The organism is Limnohabitans sp. (assembly GCF_017848645.1).
Classification (GTDB): domain Bacteria; phylum Pseudomonadota; class Gammaproteobacteria; order Burkholderiales; family Burkholderiaceae_C; genus Limnohabitans_A.
The window spans coordinates 1-18,779 of the sequence record NZ_JAFEIF010000001.1 but is presented as its reverse complement, the minus strand read 5'-3'; the positions used below and the strand labels follow the sequence as shown (position 1 = coordinate 18,779).

22 protein-coding genes are annotated in these 18,779 nt (G+C 62.2%); 13 read left to right on the top strand and 9 right to left on the bottom strand.

The window, feature by feature from the left end:
- Positions 1-168 precede the first annotated feature (168 nt).
- Positions 169-360: a hypothetical protein gene (locus QZ190_RS00110; protein WP_291912079.1), complete on the bottom strand. Its 192-nt coding sequence runs from the start codon at positions 358-360 to the stop codon at positions 169-171.
- Between QZ190_RS00110 and QZ190_RS00105 the strand changes: the two genes are divergently transcribed.
- Positions 359-625 carry a hypothetical protein gene (locus QZ190_RS00105; RefSeq protein WP_291912077.1) on the top strand — a complete coding sequence of 89 codons (267 nt, stop codon included), beginning with the start codon at positions 359-361 and terminating at the stop codon, positions 623-625. The genes QZ190_RS00110 and QZ190_RS00105 overlap by 2 nt on opposite strands.
- Positions 626-726: 101 nt before the next feature.
- Here the strand turns inward: QZ190_RS00105 and QZ190_RS00100 are convergent, their stop codons facing one another.
- The gene (locus QZ190_RS00100) at positions 727-1,059 is read right to left on the bottom strand and encodes a DUF6172 family protein (RefSeq protein WP_291912075.1); all 333 of its coding nucleotides are present in this window, start codon (positions 1,057-1,059) and stop codon (positions 727-729) included.
- A 137-nt stretch (positions 1,060-1,196) separates the two neighbouring features.
- On the opposite strand from QZ190_RS00100, the gene QZ190_RS00095 reads away from it, so the two are divergent.
- Both QZ190_RS00095 and QZ190_RS00090 read left to right on the top strand, forming a co-directional pair.
- Entirely contained in the window at positions 1,197-1,481 is a 285-nt protein-coding gene (locus QZ190_RS00095; RefSeq protein ID WP_291912074.1) for a hypothetical protein, read from the top strand.
- Positions 1,447-1,983: a TA system VapC family ribonuclease toxin gene (locus tag QZ190_RS00090; RefSeq protein WP_291912071.1), complete on the top strand. Its 537-nt coding sequence runs from the start codon at positions 1,447-1,449 to the stop codon at positions 1,981-1,983. The genes QZ190_RS00095 and QZ190_RS00090 overlap by 35 nt, the downstream gene beginning before the upstream one ends.
- 11 nt (positions 1,984-1,994) lie before the next feature.
- On the opposite strand, the gene QZ190_RS00085 is transcribed toward QZ190_RS00090, so the two are convergent.
- The 4 genes from QZ190_RS00085 to QZ190_RS00070 all read right to left on the bottom strand — a co-directional run bounded on the left by QZ190_RS00085 (position 1,995) and on the right by QZ190_RS00070 (position 5,807).
- On the bottom strand, positions 1,995-2,978 hold the full coding sequence (locus tag QZ190_RS00085) for a tripartite tricarboxylate transporter substrate binding protein (protein ID WP_291912069.1): 984 nt from the start codon (positions 2,976-2,978) through the stop codon (positions 1,995-1,997).
- 107 nt (positions 2,979-3,085) lie between these two features.
- Positions 3,086-3,544 carry a hypothetical protein gene (locus tag QZ190_RS00080; RefSeq protein WP_291912067.1) on the bottom strand — a complete coding sequence of 153 codons (459 nt, stop codon included), beginning with the start codon at positions 3,542-3,544 and terminating at the stop codon, positions 3,086-3,088.
- A gap of 8 nt (positions 3,545-3,552) precedes the next feature.
- On the bottom strand, positions 3,553-4,848 hold the full coding sequence (hemL, locus tag QZ190_RS00075; RefSeq protein ID WP_291912066.1) for a glutamate-1-semialdehyde 2,1-aminomutase: 1,296 nt from the start codon (positions 4,846-4,848) through the stop codon (positions 3,553-3,555).
- 17 nt (positions 4,849-4,865) lie between these two features.
- The gene (locus QZ190_RS00070) at positions 4,866-5,807 is read right to left on the bottom strand and encodes a bifunctional hydroxymethylpyrimidine kinase/phosphomethylpyrimidine kinase (RefSeq protein WP_291912064.1); all 942 of its coding nucleotides are present in this window, start codon (positions 5,805-5,807) and stop codon (positions 4,866-4,868) included.
- Positions 5,808-5,909: 102 nt separating this feature from the next.
- Here QZ190_RS00070 and QZ190_RS00065 point away from each other — a divergent pair, with 102 nt between their 5' ends.
- Positions 5,910-6,080: a rubredoxin gene (locus QZ190_RS00065; protein WP_090045047.1), complete on the top strand. Its 171-nt coding sequence runs from the start codon at positions 5,910-5,912 to the stop codon at positions 6,078-6,080.
- On the opposite strand, the gene QZ190_RS00060 is transcribed toward QZ190_RS00065, so the two are convergent.
- Complete coding sequence (locus tag QZ190_RS00060) at positions 6,081-7,556, bottom strand: deoxyribodipyrimidine photo-lyase (protein WP_291912061.1); 1,476 nt, start codon at positions 7,554-7,556, stop codon at positions 6,081-6,083.
- A gap of 74 nt (positions 7,557-7,630) precedes the next feature.
- Here QZ190_RS00060 and QZ190_RS00055 point away from each other — a divergent pair, with 74 nt between their 5' ends.
- The 6 genes from QZ190_RS00055 to QZ190_RS00030 are packed head-to-tail and all read left to right on the top strand — an operon-like array spanning position 7,631 to position 12,214.
- Entirely contained in the window at positions 7,631-8,254 is a 624-nt protein-coding gene (locus tag QZ190_RS00055) for a YqgE/AlgH family protein (protein WP_291912059.1), read from the top strand.
- Positions 8,251-8,667, top strand: a complete 417-nt coding sequence (gene ruvX, locus QZ190_RS00050) for a Holliday junction resolvase RuvX (protein ID WP_291912058.1) — start codon at positions 8,251-8,253, stop codon at positions 8,665-8,667. Before QZ190_RS00055 ends, ruvX begins: the two co-directional genes overlap by 4 nt.
- Positions 8,664-9,164: a bifunctional pyr operon transcriptional regulator/uracil phosphoribosyltransferase PyrR gene (gene pyrR, locus QZ190_RS00045; RefSeq protein ID WP_291912056.1), complete on the top strand. Its 501-nt coding sequence runs from the start codon at positions 8,664-8,666 to the stop codon at positions 9,162-9,164. Before ruvX ends, pyrR begins: the two co-directional genes overlap by 4 nt.
- A gap of 16 nt (positions 9,165-9,180) precedes the next feature.
- The gene (locus QZ190_RS00040) at positions 9,181-10,146 is read left to right on the top strand and encodes an aspartate carbamoyltransferase catalytic subunit (RefSeq protein ID WP_291912054.1); all 966 of its coding nucleotides are present in this window, start codon (positions 9,181-9,183) and stop codon (positions 10,144-10,146) included.
- Between the two features lie 11 nt (positions 10,147-10,157).
- A complete protein-coding gene (locus tag QZ190_RS00035) occupies positions 10,158-11,453 on the top strand; it encodes a dihydroorotase (protein WP_291912052.1) in 1,296 nt (431 codons plus the stop codon).
- A 20-nt stretch (positions 11,454-11,473) separates the two neighbouring features.
- Positions 11,474-12,214, top strand: coding sequence for a 1-acyl-sn-glycerol-3-phosphate acyltransferase (locus QZ190_RS00030; protein WP_291912081.1), 741 nt, complete (start codon positions 11,474-11,476; stop codon positions 12,212-12,214).
- A gap of 106 nt (positions 12,215-12,320) precedes the next feature.
- Here QZ190_RS00030 and QZ190_RS00025 read toward each other — a convergent pair whose 3' ends face one another.
- A complete protein-coding gene (locus tag QZ190_RS00025) occupies positions 12,321-12,890 on the bottom strand; it encodes a nuclear transport factor 2 family protein (protein ID WP_291912050.1) in 570 nt (189 codons plus the stop codon).
- A gap of 127 nt (positions 12,891-13,017) precedes the next feature.
- Between QZ190_RS00025 and QZ190_RS00020 the strand changes: the two genes are divergently transcribed.
- Positions 13,018-13,215: a hypothetical protein gene (locus QZ190_RS00020; RefSeq protein WP_291912048.1), complete on the top strand. Its 198-nt coding sequence runs from the start codon at positions 13,018-13,020 to the stop codon at positions 13,213-13,215.
- Between the two features lie 238 nt (positions 13,216-13,453).
- On the opposite strand, the gene QZ190_RS00015 is transcribed toward QZ190_RS00020, so the two are convergent.
- Entirely contained in the window at positions 13,454-14,614 is a 1,161-nt protein-coding gene (locus QZ190_RS00015; RefSeq protein ID WP_291912046.1) for an ABC transporter ATP-binding protein, read from the bottom strand.
- A 47-nt stretch (positions 14,615-14,661) separates the two neighbouring features.
- Here QZ190_RS00015 and QZ190_RS00010 point away from each other — a divergent pair, with 47 nt between their 5' ends.
- Both QZ190_RS00010 and QZ190_RS00005 read left to right on the top strand, forming a co-directional pair.
- Positions 14,662-16,293: an iron ABC transporter permease gene (locus QZ190_RS00010; RefSeq protein ID WP_291912042.1), complete on the top strand. Its 1,632-nt coding sequence runs from the start codon at positions 14,662-14,664 to the stop codon at positions 16,291-16,293.
- Positions 16,294-17,129: 836 nt separating this feature from the next.
- On the top strand, positions 17,130-18,779 hold a 1,650-nt coding region (locus QZ190_RS00005), incomplete at its 3' end, for an Ig-like domain-containing protein (protein ID WP_291912040.1).

Here is an 18,779-nt window from a genome sequence, read left to right as displayed (position 1 = left end):
TGATCCACAGTCACTGACCGAGAAGACAAAAGAAACAGAGAGACAGCTGAAAAACAACCGACACCTATTGACAGGTCAATCCATACCAGGAGCCCACCCCTGTGGGCGATGGCTTGCCCTGGCGGTTGGATGCCATCGCCCACAGGGTAGGTTCCTACAAGCAGCCCATCAGCCCATCCACCCGGGCAACCAGGTGGCGATCCCTGGCACCATGAAGACCGCCACCAACAGCAACACGCTCATCGCCAAGTAAGGCGTGACCGCCAGAAAAATGTGGGTCATGGTGACTGAGGGTGGGGCCACGCCGCGCATGGTCATGAGCAGCAAACCATGGGGCGGCAAGAGCAGGCCCATTTGCATGCAGATGAGGAAACTGCAAGACCGCATTTTGGTGCGGCCCCGCCACTTTGGCGCGATCGCCGAGCTGGCGCAAAACACCGATTTGCTGTGCATCGTGCCAGAGATGTACGCCCGCGAACTGAGCCAGCGCGTGCAGCTGCAGATGTGGACCATCGAAGATGCGCCTGTGTACGAGGTCAACCTCGTCTGGCACAGCAGCACCGAGCAGGACTCGGATCAGCAGTGGATGCGAGGGGTGATTGAGCGGCTGTTCACGCGCAATTGACGTGCAGGCAAACGCTGTCTTGATGAGGTTTCGTCTAGTGGGTGAATGGCGATGTTTGGCAGATCTGACGTTGCCCGATGTGGGGTCTGTCGCTTTTCGCCTCAATACCCGGCTTCATCGACCGGGTGATCCAGATCATCCAGGCCTTGTGCCTTGATCACGCGCACGCCGTGCTTGCTCAAAATCTCCACATACACCGATGAAGCGCCGGTTTTGGCCGCAGCATCGACCGCTTCGATCACGGCACCCACACGCACCATTTCTGCGCTGTCGGCGCTCAGGCCCACCTTGCAGTCAAAGTCCCAAAAGTCCACGCCCTTGGGCAGGGCGCGGTTGCGCTCGCGCTTGAAGTATTTGCGGATCTCGTGCTTGACGGCTTCGAGCACACGGTCGGGGTGCTTGCCTTCGGCTTGCAGGGGGAAGTTCTTTTTCATGGGAGGTCCTGAGGGGTGGGCAAGCGCCCGGTCCGGACGTGAATGCAGGGGCGAATTATCGCCGTTTTGCCCGGCGCGCCTTGGGGCTTGGGTGTGCTGACTTGCACATTTTTATGCGTTCATGCAAAAATGCAGACATGCGTACTTCACTTGATTTTCCTGACGCGCTGTTCAAGCACCTCAAAACCCGGGCCGCTCAAGAGGGCCGGACCCTGCGCGACCTGGTCATTGAGCTGGTGGAGCGGGGTTTGAGCGCCCGCGAGGTGGTGGACCCGCAAAAGCGATTTCACGCGCGCCCGCCGGTGATTCCAAGCCAAGGCCCCATGGCCCTGCCGGTGAGCCAAATGACCAATGCCGATCTGTACGATTTGATCAACGAGGAAGACGATGAGCGAACCATCCGGCTCTTGGGGCGTGGCTGAGGCCTCGGCCAACTGGCGCTTGGCACCTGGCGATTTGCTTGATGTCAATGTGTGGGTGGGGCTGTGCAGTGCCGCTCACCCGTTTCATGCGCAGGCCATGCGCTACTGGGAATCGGCCTGCGCGGCCGCAACGCCTTTGTGGTTTTGCCGCAGCACCATGATGGGTTTGGTGCGCGTGCTGTCGCTGCCCCGCGCGATGGGCCCCAATGTGTTGAGTCTGACGCAGGCCATGACCATGTACCGCCAATGGTTGGAAACGCCTGCCGTGGGATTGCTGGCCGACCCGCCCGGTTTGGATGACGCCATTGCGCAGTTACTGGGGCGTCGCGGTGAGCCCCAGCCCATTCGCTTGTGGACCGACATGTGCCTGGCGGCCACCGCCCAAAGCGCAGGCCTGCGCATGGTCACGTTTGACCGTGACTTTGAGCGTTTTGGGCTGACGCGTTGCCTGGTGTTGCCCAAGGACTCCGGCACCGACGCCGGTACAGACACCGCGCCCTGAGCGCATTCACATCAGTCGGCCTTGATGCCCTGGTCCTTGATCAGGCGGGCCCAGCGCTCGGCGTCACGCTCGACCAGTTGGGCAAAGGCTTGCGGGGTGCTGCCGCTGGGGTCCATGCCTTGCGAGACAAACGCCTTTTGCACATCTTCTCCGCCGAGCAGTTGGTTGATCTCGCGGTTGTACAGGTTGACGATGTCGGCCGGTGTGCCTTTGGGGGCAAACACGCCGTACCACATGTCCACGTTCACATTGCCCGCTTTGGCTTCGGCCAGGGTGGGCAGATCGGGCAGCAGGGCGTGGCGCTTGTCACTGCCAATGCCCAGCGCCACCAGTCGGCCGGATCGGATGTGCGGCAAGGCCACATGGATGGGCAGGAACATCGCGTCCACCTGACCGCCGAGCAAATCGGTCACGGCCGGACCGGTGCCCCGGTAAGGGATATGCGTCAGAAACACCCGTGCCGTGTTTTTGAACAGCTCCATGGACAAATGGTGTGGCGTGCCCACACCGGGCGACGCGTAGTTGAGGCGGCCCGGCTGCTGGCGTGCGGCTTGCACCAGTTCGCCAGCGGTTTTGTGGCCGGTTTTGGGGTGGGTCACCAGCAGCAATTGGCCCCAGCTGGTTTGCGACACGGCTGACAAGTCTTTCACCGCGTCAAAACTCAGGCCTGGGTACAGCGCCCGGTTCATGACCAGGGTGTTGACGCTGACCAGCAAGGTCGCGCCATCGGGCGCGGCGCGAACCACGGCTTCGGTACCGATGTTGCCGGAGGCGCCCACGCGGTTTTCCACCACCACCGGGCGGTTCAGTCGCTGCGAGAGTTTGGGCCCCAAGGTGCGGGCGATCAGGTCAATGCCCGTGCCGGGGGTGAAGGGCACGATCAGCTTGAGCGGCGCCTGTGTGGCCGCTGTTTGCGCCCAGGCCAAAGGGGCAGTCCCCAAACACAAAAGGCTGGCGCCCAGCAAGGTGCTCAGTTGGCGGCGTGACGGGTTCATTGGGGTGGTCTCCATGGGTCATCGGTCAATCGACCATTATTGGTGTGCCCAGCTGCGCTGTGCACCCATAAAATCCCTGCACTCGTCGTGTGCCGGACAGTGCTGTGTCAACGAAAGCGGTACTTGAGCTGAAAACTGACCGCGCCATACAGCCGGTCTTTGAGAGGTGGCACCAGTGCCACGTTCAGGCCCCAGTGCTGGCCTTCCAGGCTGGCTGTGGGAATGAGAGCCGGAAACCAGCCACCCTTGTAAGCGTTGGGGTAGCCATTAAAAGCCCCGGCCACCACGCCCAGCTTCACGCCAGCCCAAGTCCAGGGTTGGTAGTAGGCACCCACATAGTTGGAGTTGACGTCGTTGCTGTTGCGAAAATGCCCGGCGGTGGCCGACCAGGTGTCGTCGATGCGGTATTCCAAGCCGATGCCGGGGTTGGCGTTGCGAAGGCCCTTGTTGCTGTCAAAGTGCGCCGAATAAAACCCGGCGTTGATCCACAGACGGCTGGCGTCGAACTCGGCTTGGGCCGACAGCGTGGCCGAGCTGACGACAAGCAGGCAAGCCAAGCGCTTCATGGTTGGGCTCAAAGCGACTTGAACACGTCAGCTGCGACACCCACCGTCTCGGCAATGTCGGCTTCGGTGTGCGCGGCACTCACAAAACCGGCTTCATACAAAGCGGGGGCGATGTAGACACCGCCGTCCAGCAAACCGTGGAACAGTTTGTTGAACTTGGGGCTGTCGCTGGTCATCACTTTGGCGTAGTTTTGTGGCAGCTCAGGCAGCAAGAAAAAGCCGAACATGCCGCCCTGGCAATCGCCCACAAAGGGTACACCTGCCGCGGCGGCGGCGCCCGTCAGGCCATCAACCAGACTTTGGGTGCGTGCACTCAGGGCGTCAAAAAAGCCGGGCTTGGCGATCTCGCGCAGCGTTGTGAGGCCGCAGGCCGTCGCCACCGGGTTACCGCTGAGCGTGCCAGCTTGGTAGACCGGACCGGTAGGGGCCAACTGGCGCATGATCTCGCGCGGGCCGCCAAAGGCTGCCAAAGGCATACCGCCGCCAATCACTTTGCCGAGCACCGTCATGTCGGGCTTGAAGCCGGGGATCAGACCGGCATACACGCTTTGCGCGCTGCCCAGGGCCACGCGGAAACCCGACATCACTTCGTCAAACACCAGCAAGGCGCCGTGCTCGGTGCACAGCTCGCGGCAGCGCTTCATGAAAGGCACGCTGGCGCGCACAAAGTTCATGTTGCCCGCAATCGGCTCGATCATCACGCAAGCCAGTTCCTTGCCGTGCAGGGCAAAGGCTTCTTCTAGGGCCGTGATGTTGTTGTACTCCAGCACCAAGGTGTCGCGCACCACTTCGGGCGGCACACCGGCGCTGGTGGGGTTGCCAAAGGTGGCCAGGCCCGATCCGGCCTTGACCAGCAGCGCATCTGCGTGGCCGTGGTAGCAGCCCTCAAACTTGATGAACTTGGTGCGACCGGTGGCCCCACGGGCCAGGCGCAGCGCGCTCATGCCCGCTTCGGTGCCCGAGCTGACCAGGCGCACCATCTCCATCGAAGGGACGTGTTTCAGGATTTCTTCAGCCAGCTCGATTTCGCGCTCTGTGGGGGCACCGAACGAGAAACCGTCGAGCGCCGCTTTTTGCACCGCTTCGAGCACAGCAGGGTGGCCGTGGCCCAGGATCATCGGGCCCCAGGAGCCGATGTAGTCGATGTATTTCTGGCCGTTGGCGTCCCAAAAATAGGCGCCCTGCGCACGCTGTACAAAGCGGGGTGTGCCCCCCACGGCGCGAAAGGCGCGCACGGGCGAATTCACGCCGCCGGGGATCACTTGGGCGGCGCGGTCAAAAAGGGCTTGGTTGCGGTCGGTCATGGTGTTTGTCTTTGGCTTCAGTGTTTGGTTTCGTTGAAAGGCACTTCAAAATAATCCACCCCCGGGTGCACTTCGGGGCCATCGTCGTCGGTCTCTTCGCCTTCGGGCAGCGCCCAGAACAAGCGGTCTGGAATGACCTGGCCCATACCAGGCCGAAAGCCTTCGTCGAGGCACCGGTCCAGGTAATGGAGGGCTTCGCTGGTGGCTTCGGGCAGGTCCATGCCGGTGGCCAGCAAGGCGGCGAGGGCTGCGGTCAGCGTGTCGCCCGCGCCCGCAAACACCGCTTCGATGCGTTCAAACTTTTCGTGGGCCAGCACGGTTTCGGGTGAGGCCAGCACGTTGTCGATGTGTTGCTCGGGCAAGGGCAGGCCGGTCACCAGGGTGTAGGGCACGCCCAGCTCGGCCGCGGCTTTGGCGATGTCGCGCGGGCCGGGGTTGCGCTCGCCGCGCCAGTCGGGCAGCAGCCAGCGGCGCAGCGTGCTGTGGTGGCCGACCAGCACGCTGGTTTGGGGCAGCAGCAATTCGCGAAAGGCGTCCAGGTAGGCGTCGATCTTGTCTTCTTCCCACCATGACAGGTTGGGCATGTAGGCCACAACCGGCACGCCGTCGTAGTCGTCCGACAGCTCGGCGATCACCGCCAAACTTTCGGGCGTGCCGACAAAGCCCACCTTGATGACCTGCACCGGCACGTCCTCGGCCACGGCGCGGGCCTGGTCGTGCACGGCTTCGTCGTCGAGTGCAAAAAAGTCGGTGATGCCGCTGGTGTCGCGCACATAAGTGCCGGTGCAAATGGGCATGCAGTGCGCCCCCACCGAGGCCATGGCCACCGCATCACTGCTCAGACCGCCTGCACCACTGGGGTCGTTGGCGTTGAAGGACAGCACGCAGGCCAAGCTGACCGACTCTTCGTCATCCAGAAGTTGTTCGATGTCGGTGATGGCGGGCTTGGGATCGGTCATTGAAGGTCAAATGTCAGGGCCATGACACCCGAAGCTGGGCGTGTCTGGAATGGGCCGATACAATCAAATCATTCTATTCGACTCTCTGATTGCGACACTGTGATGGAACACAAAACCTGGATGTGCCTGATTTGCGGCTGGATTTACGACGAAGCCGCGGGGGACCCCGAGCACGGCATCGCCCCCGGCACCAAATGGGAAGACGTGCCCATGAACTGGACTTGCCCCGAATGCGCGGCCCGCAAAGAAGACTTCGAGATGGTCGCCATCTGATCAGTCCGCGCTTTTCTTGACCACCGCATACCGGGCCAGCGTTTTCTCGCGGGCTTGGGCGTGGTCCACGATGGGGGCCGGGTAGGTTTTCCCAATCACCACCCCCGCCGCTTGCAATTCCATGGGTTTGGCCAGCCAAGGCGCGTGCAACGCGGCTGTGGGCAGGTCCGCCAATTCCGGCAAGTAGCGGCGAATGAATTTGCCCTCGGGGTCGAATTTCTCGCTTTGGCTGATCGGGTTGAAGATGCGGAAGTAAGGCTGCGCGTCACACCCGCTGGAGCTGGCCCACTGCCAGCCGCCGTTGTTGGCCGACAGGTCAAAGTCGTTCAGGTGGGTAGCGAAGTACTTTTCGCCCCAGCGCCAGTCGATGCCCAAATCCTTCACCAAAAAGCTCGCCACCACCATGCGCAGGCGGTTGTGCATGTAGCCCGTCTGGTTGATCTGGCGCATGGCCGCATCCACCAGCGGGTAGCCGGTGCGCGCCTCGCACCAGGCGTCAAACAGCTTGTGGGCGTGCGGGCCGTGCTCCCAGTGGATGGCGTCGTAGTCGGGTTTGAAGCTTTGGCCCCGGCCCACATGTGCAAAGTTGTGCAGCACCTGCACATAAAAGTCGCGCCAAATCAGCTCTGACAGCCACACGCTGGCCCCCACGCTGCCGGCCAACATGCGCGGGTGCGCCTCGCGGGCCAGTTGGCGGATCGACACCGTGCCAAAGCGCAAATGCACACTCAAATAACTGGGGCCTTTGACAGCCGGAAAGTTGCGTGTGTCCTCGTATTGGTCAATGCGGGTCAAAAAGTCTTGCAGCAAGGCCTGCGCGCCCGACTCGCCCGTGGGAATTTTCAGGGCCTGCAGGTTGGTGGGCTCAAAGCCGATGTCGGCCAGGCTGGGCACCGGATGCGCCAGGTCGTGGGGGCGCGGGGCTAGACGTTGGGCCAGCGGGGCCACTTCATAAGCCTGCAGGTCTTCGGGTGTGACCTTTTTCAGCCAGGCGTTTTTGTAAGGCGTGAACACGCTGAAGGGCTTGGCCATCTGGGTCAGCACCTCGTTGCGCTCAAACACCACATGGTCCTTGAAGGTGTGCAGCACGATGCCGTGGTCGGCCAAGTGGCCGCGCACCTGGATGTCGCGCGCCAGCGCCAGGGGCTCGTCGTCGTGGTTGGCAAACACCACCTGCGCCTGCAGGTGCTGGGCCAGCTTGACGATTTTGTCTTTGGCCACGCCGTGGCGCACGATCAGGCCGGCTTGGGGGTGGCCTGACATTTCCCGCAAACGGGCATCGACTTCGACCAGCGACTCGCGGATGAACTCGACCCGGCGGTCGGCGCGGGGCAGGGCGTCCAGGATTTCGGTGTCGAACACAAACACCACATGCACCCGCTGGCAGTGCTTGAGGGCCTGGTGCAGCGCCGCGTGGTCACTCACGCGCAGGTCGCGCCGCAGCCAGACCAGGCCACAAGAAAAAGGGGTTTCCATCGGGGTATGCCGGGTTGAGTCAAACAATGCACCTGTGGCCTCGTCCGCAGAAACGGGGCCGCTAAAATCGGTGCATGACCGCCGATTCTGCCTCCATTGACCTCAAGCATCATTTCCTGATCGCCATGCCCGGGTTGGAGGACGAGACATTTGCCCGCAGCGTCATCTACATGTGCGAACACAGCGCGCGCGGGGCCATGGGCCTGATCATCAACAAACCGGCCGACATCAGCATGCGCCTCTTGTTTGACAAGGTGGAGCTGCCCCTGCGCCGCGAAGACCTGATGCAAAACCCGGTCGGCCACGGCGGCCCGGTGCAAACCGAACGAGGTTTTGTGTTGCACGACCCTTTGCGCCCCCTCTTGCACGATCCTCTGCGCTCGGACAAGCCCCCACAAGAAGGCTCGGCCTACGCCTCCACCCTCACCGTGCCGGGTGGGCTGGAGATGACGACCTCGCGCGACGTGCTCGAAGCCTTGTCTTCTGGCGCTGGCCCGCGCCGCGTGCTGGTCACGCTGGGTTATGCGTCCTGGGGTGAAGGCCAGCTCGAATCCGAGTTGGGTGAAAACACTTGGCTCACGGTGCCCGCCTCGGCCGATGTGATCTTTGATGTACCCATGGCCGAGCGCTACGACCGCGCCCTGGACCTGCTGGGTCTCAAAAGCTGGATGCTCTCGCCAGACGCGGGGCACGCATGAGCAGCACACCCGAGAACACTGTCCCCGCCAACCACCAGAGTTTTCTGGCCTTTGACTACGGCCTCAAGCGCACCGGCGTGGCTGTGGGCAACCGCCTGATGAAGTCGGCCACGCCGCAAGGCACGATTGCCGCCGAGGGTGATGCCCGCTTTGAACACATCGCCAAACGCATCAAAGAGTGGCAACCCGATGCGCTGGTGATCGGCGTGCCTCTCCACCCCGATGGCGGCGAGCACGAAAACACCTTGCGCGCCCGCAAGTTCGGCCGTCAACTGCGCGGCCGTTTTGGCCTGGTGGTGTACGAAGTGGATGAGCGCTACACCACCACTGAAGCCCATTCTTATGGGGCCAAAGACGCCGATGCGGCGGCGGCGGCGATCATCCTCGACCAATTTTTAAGGAACATCCCATGAGCGCACTGGCCCTGAACGCCGAGGCCCTGTACCTGGAGCTGCTGCGCGGTGCGCGCAGCCTGTGCACGGCTCACACCCGCCTGGTGGGCATCACTTCGGGCGGTGCATGGCTGGCCGAGCGCCTGCAGCGTGACCTGGCCTTGCCCGGCGAGTCGGGGCAGGTGTCCTCGGTCATGCACCGCGACGATTTTGCCCAGCGCGGCTTGTCGGCGGGCGGGCAGACCCACCTGCCTTTTGAGGTCGATGGCGCCGATATTCTGGTGCTCGACGATGTGCTTTACACAGGCCGCACCATCCGCGCCGTGCTGAATGAAATTTTTGACTACGGTCGCCCCGCCCGCGTGCAGCTGGCCGTGCTGGTGGACCGGGGTGGCCGCCAACTGCCGGTGCAGGCCGACTTTGCCGCTGCACGCGTGGCCTTGCCCGAGACCCAATCGCTGGCGCTGGCCCGCGACTCGGCTGGCGCATTCAGTTTTGAAGTGAAGAACAAGGCCTGAACCCGACAAGGACACCATGCTTTACAAACGCAACAACCCCCAACTCAACAAAAACGGCGAGCTGATCCACCTGCTCTCCACCGAAGGCCTGTCCAAGGACATCCTGACCCACATCCTGGACACGGCGGCCAGCTTCGTCAGCGTGAGCGACCGCGAGGTGAAAAAGGTGCCCCTTTTGCGCGGCAAAAGCGTGTTCAACCTGTTTTTTGAAAACAGCACCCGCACCCGCACCACCTTCGACATCGCGGCCACCCGCCTGTCGGCCGATGTCTACACGCTCGACATTGCGCGCTCTTCGGCCAGCAAAGGTGAGTCGCTGCTCGACACCATCGCCAACCTGAGCGCCATGGCGGCCGACATCTTTGTGGTGCGCCACGGCGAGTCGGGTGCGCCGTATTTGATCGCGCAACACGTTGCGCCCCATGTGCATGTGGTCAACGCGGGCGATGGTCGCCACGCCCACCCCACCCAGGGCCTGCTGGACATGTACACCATCCGGCACTACAAAAAAGATTTCACCAACCTCACCGTGGCCATCGTGGGTGACGTGTTGCACTCGCGTGTGGCCCGCTCCGACATCCACGCGCTCACCACCTTGGGCTGCGCCGAAGTCCGTGTGGTAGGCCCCAAAACCCTGGTGCCCGCCGACATGGCCCAGATGGGTGTGCGCGTCTTCAACAACCTCGAAGAGGGCATCAAGGGCTGCGACGTGGTCATCATGCTGCGCCTGCAAAACGAGCGCATGAGCGGTGCGCTGCTGCCCTCCAGCCAGGAATACTTCGAGAGCTTTGGCCTCACCCCCGAAAAACTGCAACTGGCCAAGCCCGACGCCATCGTCATGCACCCCGGCCCGATCAACCGGGGCGTGGAGATCGATTCCGCCGTGGTCGACGGCCAGCAAAGCGTGATCCTGCCGCAGGTGACGTTTGGCATCGCCGTGCGCATGGCGGTGATGAGCATCGTCGCGGGCAACGTCGCTTGAGGACAGACATCATGAAATTACTCATCCAAAACGGCCGTGTAATCGACCCCGCCAGCGGCTTTGACCAAACCGCCGATGTGGCGATTGCCGCCGGACGCATCGTGGCCATGGGCCAGGCCCCCGCCGACTTCAGCCCCAACCGCGTCATCAACGCCCAAGGCTGCATCGTGGCCCCGGGCCTGGTCGATTTGGCGGCGCGCCTGCGCGAACCCGGCCAGGAACACGCCGGCATGCTGGAGAGCGAAATGGCCGCAGCCGTGGCCGGTGGCGTGACCAGCTTGGTTTGCCCGCCCGATACCGAGCCGGTGCTGGACGAACCCGGCCTGGTCGAGATGCTGCGCTACCGCGCCGAAAAACTGCACCAAGCGCGTGTGCTGCCTTTGGGTGCACTTACGCTGGGCCTCAAGGGCGATGTGCTGACCGAAATGGGGCAACTTACTGCCGCCGGTTGTGTGGGTTTTTCTCAGGCCGAGGTGCCCATCCCCAGCACCCAGGTGCTGCAGCGCGCCTTGCAATACGCCAGCACCTTTGGCTTCACGGTCTGGTTGCGCCCGCAAGAGCTGCACCTGGGCAAGGGCGTGGCCGCCAGCGGCGCTTTGGCCACACGCATGGGCCTGTCGGGTGTGTCGGTGGCGGCCGAAACCATTGCCCTGCACACGATTTTTGAGCTGGTGCGCAGCACCCAAGCTCGCGTGCACCTGTGCCGCATCAGCAGTGCCCAAGGGGTGGATCTCATTCGCAAGGCCAAGGCCGAGGGCCTGCCGGTCACGGCCGATGTGAGCATCAACTCGCTGCACCTGACCGATGCCGACATGGGTTACTTTGACAGCCGTGCGCGCCTGGTGCCCGTGCTGCGCCAGCAGCGTGACCGCGACGCCCTGCGTGCGGGCTTGGCCGACGGCACGCTGGACGTGCTGGTGTCGGACCACACCCCGGTCGACGCCGACGCCAAGGCCCTGCCGTTTGCCGAAGCCGAGCCCGGTGCGACCGGCATGGAGCTGCTGTGGAGCCTGGCCCTCAAGTGGGGGCAAGAGTCTGGCGTGCCCGTGAACCAAGTGCTCGCGCGCATCACGGCCGACCCGTCCCGTGTGCTGGGCAGCACCCTGGGCAGCTTGCAAGACTCGGTCGGCCATCTGGCCGTGGGCGGCGTGGCCGATGTGTGTGTGCTGTCCACCGGAGGCCATTGGCTGGTAAGCGACGCCGCATTGCGCAGCCAAGGCAAGAGCACACCGTTCTCCGGCTACGAGTTGCCCGGCCGCGTGCGGGCCACGGTGGTGGGTGGGCAAGTGGCGTTCGAGGCCGCTTGACCGCAGAACGCACCACCAGCATGGGTTCTTTGCTCGCCGTTTGGAAATTCTTGCGCGGCTTGTGGCATGTGTTCATGGGCATGTGGACGATTTACTTCCGCTTTCCCCAACTGAGCCCCGAGCAGCGCGAGATGCGCGTTCAAGCCTGGGCGCTGCAGTTTCTGGCCTTGTGGGGCATCCATTTGCGGGTGCTGGGCCAACCGGTGGCCAACGGCCCGGCGCTCATGGTGGCCAACCACATCTCCTGGCTCGACATCCTGGTCATTCACGCGGCCAGGCACTGCCGTTTCGTCTCCAAATCCGACATCCGCGAGTGGCCGCTGGTGGGCATGCTGGCCACGGGCGCGGGCACGCTCTACATCGAACGCACGAGCCGCAAAGATGCCCTGCGCATGGTCCATGACATGGCCGATGCCATGCGCAATGGCGATGTGGTGGCGGTGTTTCCGGAAGGCACGACCAGCGATGGGCGCGAGTTGCTGCCTTTTCACGCCAACCTGATTCAAGCCGCCATCCAGGCCCAGGCCCCGGTGCAGCCCATGTCGCTCAAATTCACCGATGCCCAAACGGGTGAACTGAGCTTTGCGCCTTGTTACATCGGTGACGACACCCTGATCGGCTCCATGTGGCGGACCCTGAAATCTGGCCGCATCGAGGCGGTGGTGCATTTTGGCGAGCCCCAAGCTGCCAACGGCCGTGACCGCCGGGCTTGGGCGCAGGATTTGCGCCAGGACATCATGGCCTTGCGAGATGCGCCTTGAGTTGGTCTTTCATGGCCTGATCTTGGCCTTGTCGGTTCTATCGGGTCGGTTCTTGGCCTGAGCGCTCAAGCAGCCAATCCGAACGCTGTCCCCTTGCGGTACCGCCTCAGTCCGTGGTTTCACGGGTAATTTGCCATTGGCCTTGGCGCCACACCCAGTGCATGGTCTTGCGATCGCGCGCGCGCAGGCGCTCGTCCTGGTAAATCTGAGTGAACCGAACGGTGGCCAGATTGGCGTTGATCTGGACGGTCAGATTCTGGATCTCGTGCCGGATGCTTTTTTTGCTGGTGATGCGCTGCGTGCGCTGCTTGACCCAGTTGGTGCGGCTCAAGCCCTTGGGGGGCTCGAAGTCGCTGGCGTAAATGCCCAGATAGGGGGCCATGTTCTGTCCACTCCAGGCTTGGCTCCATTGTTGGATGGCCTGGCGCAGTGCCGCTTCACTGCCGCTGGCTTGCGGTGGCTGCTGACGCGTGGCCGTGATGGCAGCAGCAGGGGCAGGGGTGGCTGGCGCAGATGTGGCCTGGCGCTGCGGAGTATCTGAGGCCCTGCTCGCAGACCGCTGACTGGGTGAGCCCTCGCTCAGCGAGGTCACGATCACCGAGCCGGGTGGCTCAATCGGTGGGGTCCAGCTGCCCCGCTGGTCGTCGTTTTTGGCCATCAATTGGGACAAATGCATGAGCACCAAAACCAACAAAAACCACAGCAAATGACGTTTTTTTAGCCACCCGGGCTGCATGCTCAATGCAGCCGCTTGTCCCTGTGAGGATGCGGCCCCGCCGATGTCTCGCCAAGCCCAAGGCTCCATGGCGCGTGCTGCGTGGTCCTGGGCCGCACGCGGTGGCGCAACCAGCACCACATCCCTGAAATTGAAAAAACCAGCTCGCCCCCCGGCCGCTGGCGTTGTAGCACTTTCTTCGCTTGAAAAAGATCTTGAATTCATCAGTTCACCAAGTTGGTTTCGTATTTTTGGTGTAATTTACAGTTTTATTGCATATCAGTAAAGATATTTTTTTCGAAGAAGAGCCTGAAAGAATTCTTAAAAGATGAATTTTGTCACATCAGGACAGAGTGAACGGCTCGAAAAGCCATGAAAAAAAGAGCTTTATCTCAGCGGCGCAGGTGCGATTTGACGAAGATTTTGGTCAATCCCATTGGGGAACGGGCAGAAGGGGGCGAGTACATTGGGAGCGGGTCCCTGGAGATGGCTTTAAGTCAAAAGCCGATGCCGAAATTTACGTTTTATGTAAATTTGATGGTTTGATACTTCGGATCCGTGTGCTCACAGGCTTCGGCTTTGGCGCAAGGCATCTGGCACAGATCGCGGTCGGAGACCGGACAGGCGCGGTTGAAAGTCACGACGTGGTCCACCTCGGCCCGAATGCCAATCCATTCGCCCAACTTGTGGTCGTGGTGGCTGGGCACATGCGCCATCAGCAGATCGCCGCTGGCCAGGCGCAGGGTGTACAAAAACTCCGACCCCCGAAAAGCCTTGCGGATGATTTCAGCCTTCACGGGTGCGTCGTCGTCGTGCACGATGTCGTCGGCTCGCAAAAGCACGTCGCATTCGCCGCCTTCAAAAGCACAGGGCAAGGGGCATTCGGCCACATCGCGCAGCTCGCCCACCGGGGTGCTGACCAGAATGTGCCCGTCCACCTCGCGCAGCGTGGCGGGCGTGAAGACGCCGTGGCCAATGAAGTCGGCCACAAAGCGGGTCGCTGGGCGGTGGTAAAGGCTGTAGGCATCGTCCCACTGGTGCAGCTGGCCTTCGTTCATCACGCCAATCACGTCGCCGATGGCAAAGGCTTCGAGCTGGTCGTGCGTGACCAGCAGGGCTGTGGCCTTGGCGGCCTTGAGGATGTTGCGCACCTCGTGCGCCAGGCGCTCGCGCAGGTCGATGTCCAGATTGGAAAACGGCTCGTCCAGCAGCAGCAGATCGGGCTTGGGGGCCAAGGCTCGGGCCAGTGCCACGCGCTGCTGCTGGCCGCCCGAGAGTTCGTGCGGAAAGCGCTTGTCAGAACCCGCCAACCCCACCAGCTCCAGCACCTCGGTCACGCGTTTTTGGCGTTCGGCCTTGGGCAGGTGTTCCAGCCCAAAGCCCACGTTGCGGCCCACATCCATGTGCGGAAACAGCGCGTAGTCCTGAAACACCATGCCAATGCGTCGGCGCTCGGCCGGTTCGGTGTGGCCTTTTTCGCTCACCACCCGGTTGGACAGCAAAATCTGCCCGCCCGACACCGGCTCCAGCCCCGCCACCGCGCGCAGCAAAGTCGTCTTGCCGCAACCGGATGGGCCGATCAGCACGCCAATGTCACCCGAGCGCAGGCCCAAGTTCACACGCTGCACGGCTGGCGAGGGACTACCGGGGTATTGGATGTCGAGTTGGCGCAGTTCTAGAAACATGCTCTGGATTGTAGGCAGGTTGTTTGGCGCTCCTACAATCCAAGACTATGTCCACCAACTTGGCCCGCCGTTTATCGGGCCTTCCCTCCTTGCTCTTTGTCCTGCTGGCGTTGGCTTTGGCCTTGCCGGTGTTGGCCGTGCTCGGCTCGTGGCTGCAGTGGAGTGGCGAGAGCGCCAGCATCTTGCGCGAGATGGCCGCTACCGTGCTGCCCGATTACGTGCTGACCACGCTGGGCCTGTGCCTGATGGTGGCGGTGGGCGTGACGGTGCTGGGCCTGGCCACGGCGGCGTTGGTCACCTTGTTTGATTTTCCGGGGCGCGGCGTTTTTGAATGGCTGCTGCTTTTGCCTCTGGCCATGCCGGCCTATGTGGTGGCCTATGCCTACACCGACTTTTTGCAGTTCAGCGGCCCGCTCCAGGTGGCCCTGCGCGAGGCGCTGGCTTTGCAAGGCCGCTTGTGGCCCGATGTGCGCAGCGTCTGGGGAGCGGCGCTGGTGTTCACTTTGTCGCTTTACCCCTATGTTTATTTGTTGGCCCGCACCGCCTTGGTGGAGCGGGCCTCGGGTTTGATGGAAGCGGCGCGATTGCTGGGCGCCCCTTTGTCCCGGCGCATCCGCGAAATCGCATTGCCGCTGGCCCGCCCCGCCGTGGCCGCAGGCGTGGCGCTGGCGCTCATGGAAACCCTGGCCGACTTTGGCGTGTCCAGCTACTTTGGCATCCAGACCTTCACGGCGGGCATCTACAAAGCCTGGCTGTCCATGGACAACCGCATCGCTGCGGCCCAACTGGCCACGGTGCTCTTGGCCGTGGTGGTGGTGTTGCTGCAGCTGGAGCAACGCGCCCAAAAGCGCATGCGCTTCAACCAAGGGCGTGGTTCGCGCCAGGGCTCGGCCGAGGCGCAGCCGGTGCAGCTGCACGGCACGCGCCGCGTGCTGGCGTGGACGGTCTGCAGCTTGCCCGTGCTGCTGGGCTTTGTGCTGCCGGTGCTGATCATGCTGCGGGCTTTTGTGGGCGAGACGACCGAGATGCCTTGGGAGCGCTTTGGCCAGTGGGCTTGGACCAGCTTGCGCTTGGGTGCCATCACGGCGGTGCTGGCGGTGGGTGTGGCGCTGGCGCTGGCTTTCAGCGTGCGCACCCGCGCCGACCGCATCAGTCAGGGGGCTATTCAGTTGGTGGGCTTGGGGTATGCCATCCCCGGTGCGGTGGTGGTGGTGGGTTTGCTCTTGCCCGTGGGCTGGATTCAGCAAACCTGGCCTGCCTCGTCGGCGGGGGCCTGGATCACGGCCACATCACTTGGCCTGGTCTGGGCTTACCTGGTGCGTTTTTGTGCAGTGGCTTTGCAGTCGGTGCAAAGCGGCTATGCCCGCATTCCGGCCAGTCTGGACGATTCGGCCCGCATGCTGGGCGTGACGGGTTGGGGCCTGATGCGCCGCGTGCACGCGCCCTTGTTGCAACGCACCACCATCGCTGCCGCCTTGCTGGTGTTTGTGGACGTGATGAAGGAGCTGCCCGCCACCATGGTGCTGCGCCCCTTCAACAGCGACACCCTGGCCGTGGTGGCCTACCAGCTGGCACGCGATGAGCGCCTGGGCGAAGCGGCCTTGCCCTCGCTGGCGCTGGTGCTGGTGGGTTTGATTCCGGTCATTCTGCTCAGCCGGACCCTCAGGCAGCCGACCTGAGCAAGACCCAACGGGACCCCGCGCGCGCGTCCAGCGCACCCAAATCCGCTCCCATCTTCGCAGGTTTGGCCTTCCAGGTCCGACATCTTTGGCGGCGACCACCGTCTTTAACAAATGTCGCTTCGCGAAGTGAAGAACTGTCGGACCTTCATGCCCCGAGGCCACTTGCTCTGTCAGCTTCAATGCAAACCGTGTCATTTTTGTTGATTCACCACAAAGCACCAAAGACATTTTTTTTGAATTGGATGAGTGTTACACGTTTCCCCTTTTGGGTAATTAGCGTTCCCTTTGGTATTACATTGATTTGAATATTTCCATTTAAATCAATGACTTGGCTGAGTTTTCGCCTTTTTCTCTTACCTGCTTCCCAGACGTCGAGGCCTCAATTTTTTTGTCAAATAGCTATTAAATTAGCAATTTTTTACATCTCAATACGATAAAAACACTTGGATACTCCAATTGGCCAATTTACTTTGATCTGGTGGCTCCTTAACATCGCACTACAAATCAAAGTACCTACTTATGGCCTCAAGTCACACCCATTCAGTGAATTTCGAAAACTTTTTAGTTCATTTATTGGCTCAAAAAGCTTTCGAAATCAAAACAAAAGTATTGCTCTTTTCGGGTGGTACAGCGGCACGTTTGCCCTTTGGGAACGCGTTTGGCGCGCTCAATGGCGTGCCTGTGGGTTGGCGACTGAAGGCTTTGACGGTTCTTTCGTTCCATTCATCGCAAATTTAGTTTTTTCCGCAGTTTCGTAAGAACAGCCACCTCTCAACCATTTAAAGCGCGACCAGCACCTGTCGTTCGAGTCCACCAGATTAAAGAGAAGCACCATGTCCAAAAAATTCAAAGTCATCGTCAACACCGGCAACCCAGACAACAACCAGAGCGTGGAGGTCACGCAGGGCCAGGGCGGTCGTGGACAGCCGGTGCGCCTGCAGGCCAAGGCGGGGGCCAAGTACCAACTGCTGGATCTGGAAAAAGCCAAGGCCGTGGGCCCCGACTACGTCAAAGTCAAGCGCGTGGGCAAGAACTTGCACATCCTGTTTGAGAACAGCACCGAAGCCGATGTGATCATCGAGGACTACTACGAGGTCATGCCCGAGGGCTACAACGGCGTGGTGGGCCAGGCAGAAAACGGCAACTTCTACGAGTACATCCCCGAGGATCCGGACGTCAAAGGCCTGATCCCTGAGCTGGCCGATGGGGGCCAGGCGGTGAGCGTGGCGCTGGGGGGCGCGGAGGTGGTGGGCTCGGGCGCGGCCATTGCCATCTTGGCCTTCAACCCCTTGCTGGCGGGCCTGGGCCTGTTGGGCGCGGCGGCGGCTGCGGCTGCGGGCGGTGGCGGCACCACGTCAACCAACACCAACAATGGCTCGGCCACGGCGCTGAGCATCGATCCCATCTCGAGCGACAACCTCATCTCTTTGGCCGAAAGCGGCGCGACCAGCGTGACCGTGACTGGCAAGGTCACCGGCAAATTCGCCGCAGGCGATGTGGTGACCCTCAAGCTGCATGACAAAACCTACGCCGCTGTGGTGGCTGCCGACGGCACCTTCAGCGTGGTCGTGTCCATGGCCGACCTCAAGGCCGACGCTGACACCAAGATCGAGGGCACCATCACCGGCACCGGCGGCAGCACGGCCACCGCAGCGCAGGACTACCAAGTCGAGACCGAGACCACCGCGGGCAAGCTCACCGCGCTGAGTATTGATCCCGTCACGGCCGACAACTTGGTGAGCGCTGCAGAAAACACCGGCAGCATCAACATCACCGGCAAAGTCACGGGCAAGTTCGCTGCAGGCGATGTGGTCACCCTGAGCGTCAACGGCAAGCCCTTCACGGGCAGCGTCAACGCCCAAGGTGTCTTCAGCATCCCCGTGCCCGCCTCTGACTTGGTGGCCGACAGCGACACCTTGGTCGAGGGCCGCGTCACGGGCACCGGCGGCACCGCAGCCAACGCCATCCAGGACTACGCGCTCGCCTCAGAAATCCAGCCCACACCGGGCAACAACACGGCGCTGAGCATCAACCCCATCACAGGCGACAACCTGATCACCGTGGCCGAAGGGGGCGCTGCCAGCATCACCGTCACCGGCAAGGTCACGGGCAAATTTGCCGCAGGCGATGTGGTCAGCCTCAGGCTCCATGACAAAACCTACGCCGCTGTGGCAGCCGCTGATGGCACCTTCAGCGTGGCCGTGTCCATGGCCGACCTCAAGGCCGATGCCGACACCAAAATAGAGGGCACCGTGACCGGCACCGGCGGCAACGCGGCCTCCGCTGCCCAGGACTACCAAGTCGAGACCGACGCCACCGCGGGCAAGCTCACCGCCTTGAGCATCGATGCCATCACGGCCGACAACATCATCAACGCCGCAGAGAACACCGGCAGCATCAACGTCACCGGCAAAGTGGCGGGCGCGTTTGCCGCAGGCGATGTGGTCACCCTGACCATCAACGGCAAGCCCTTCAACGGCAGC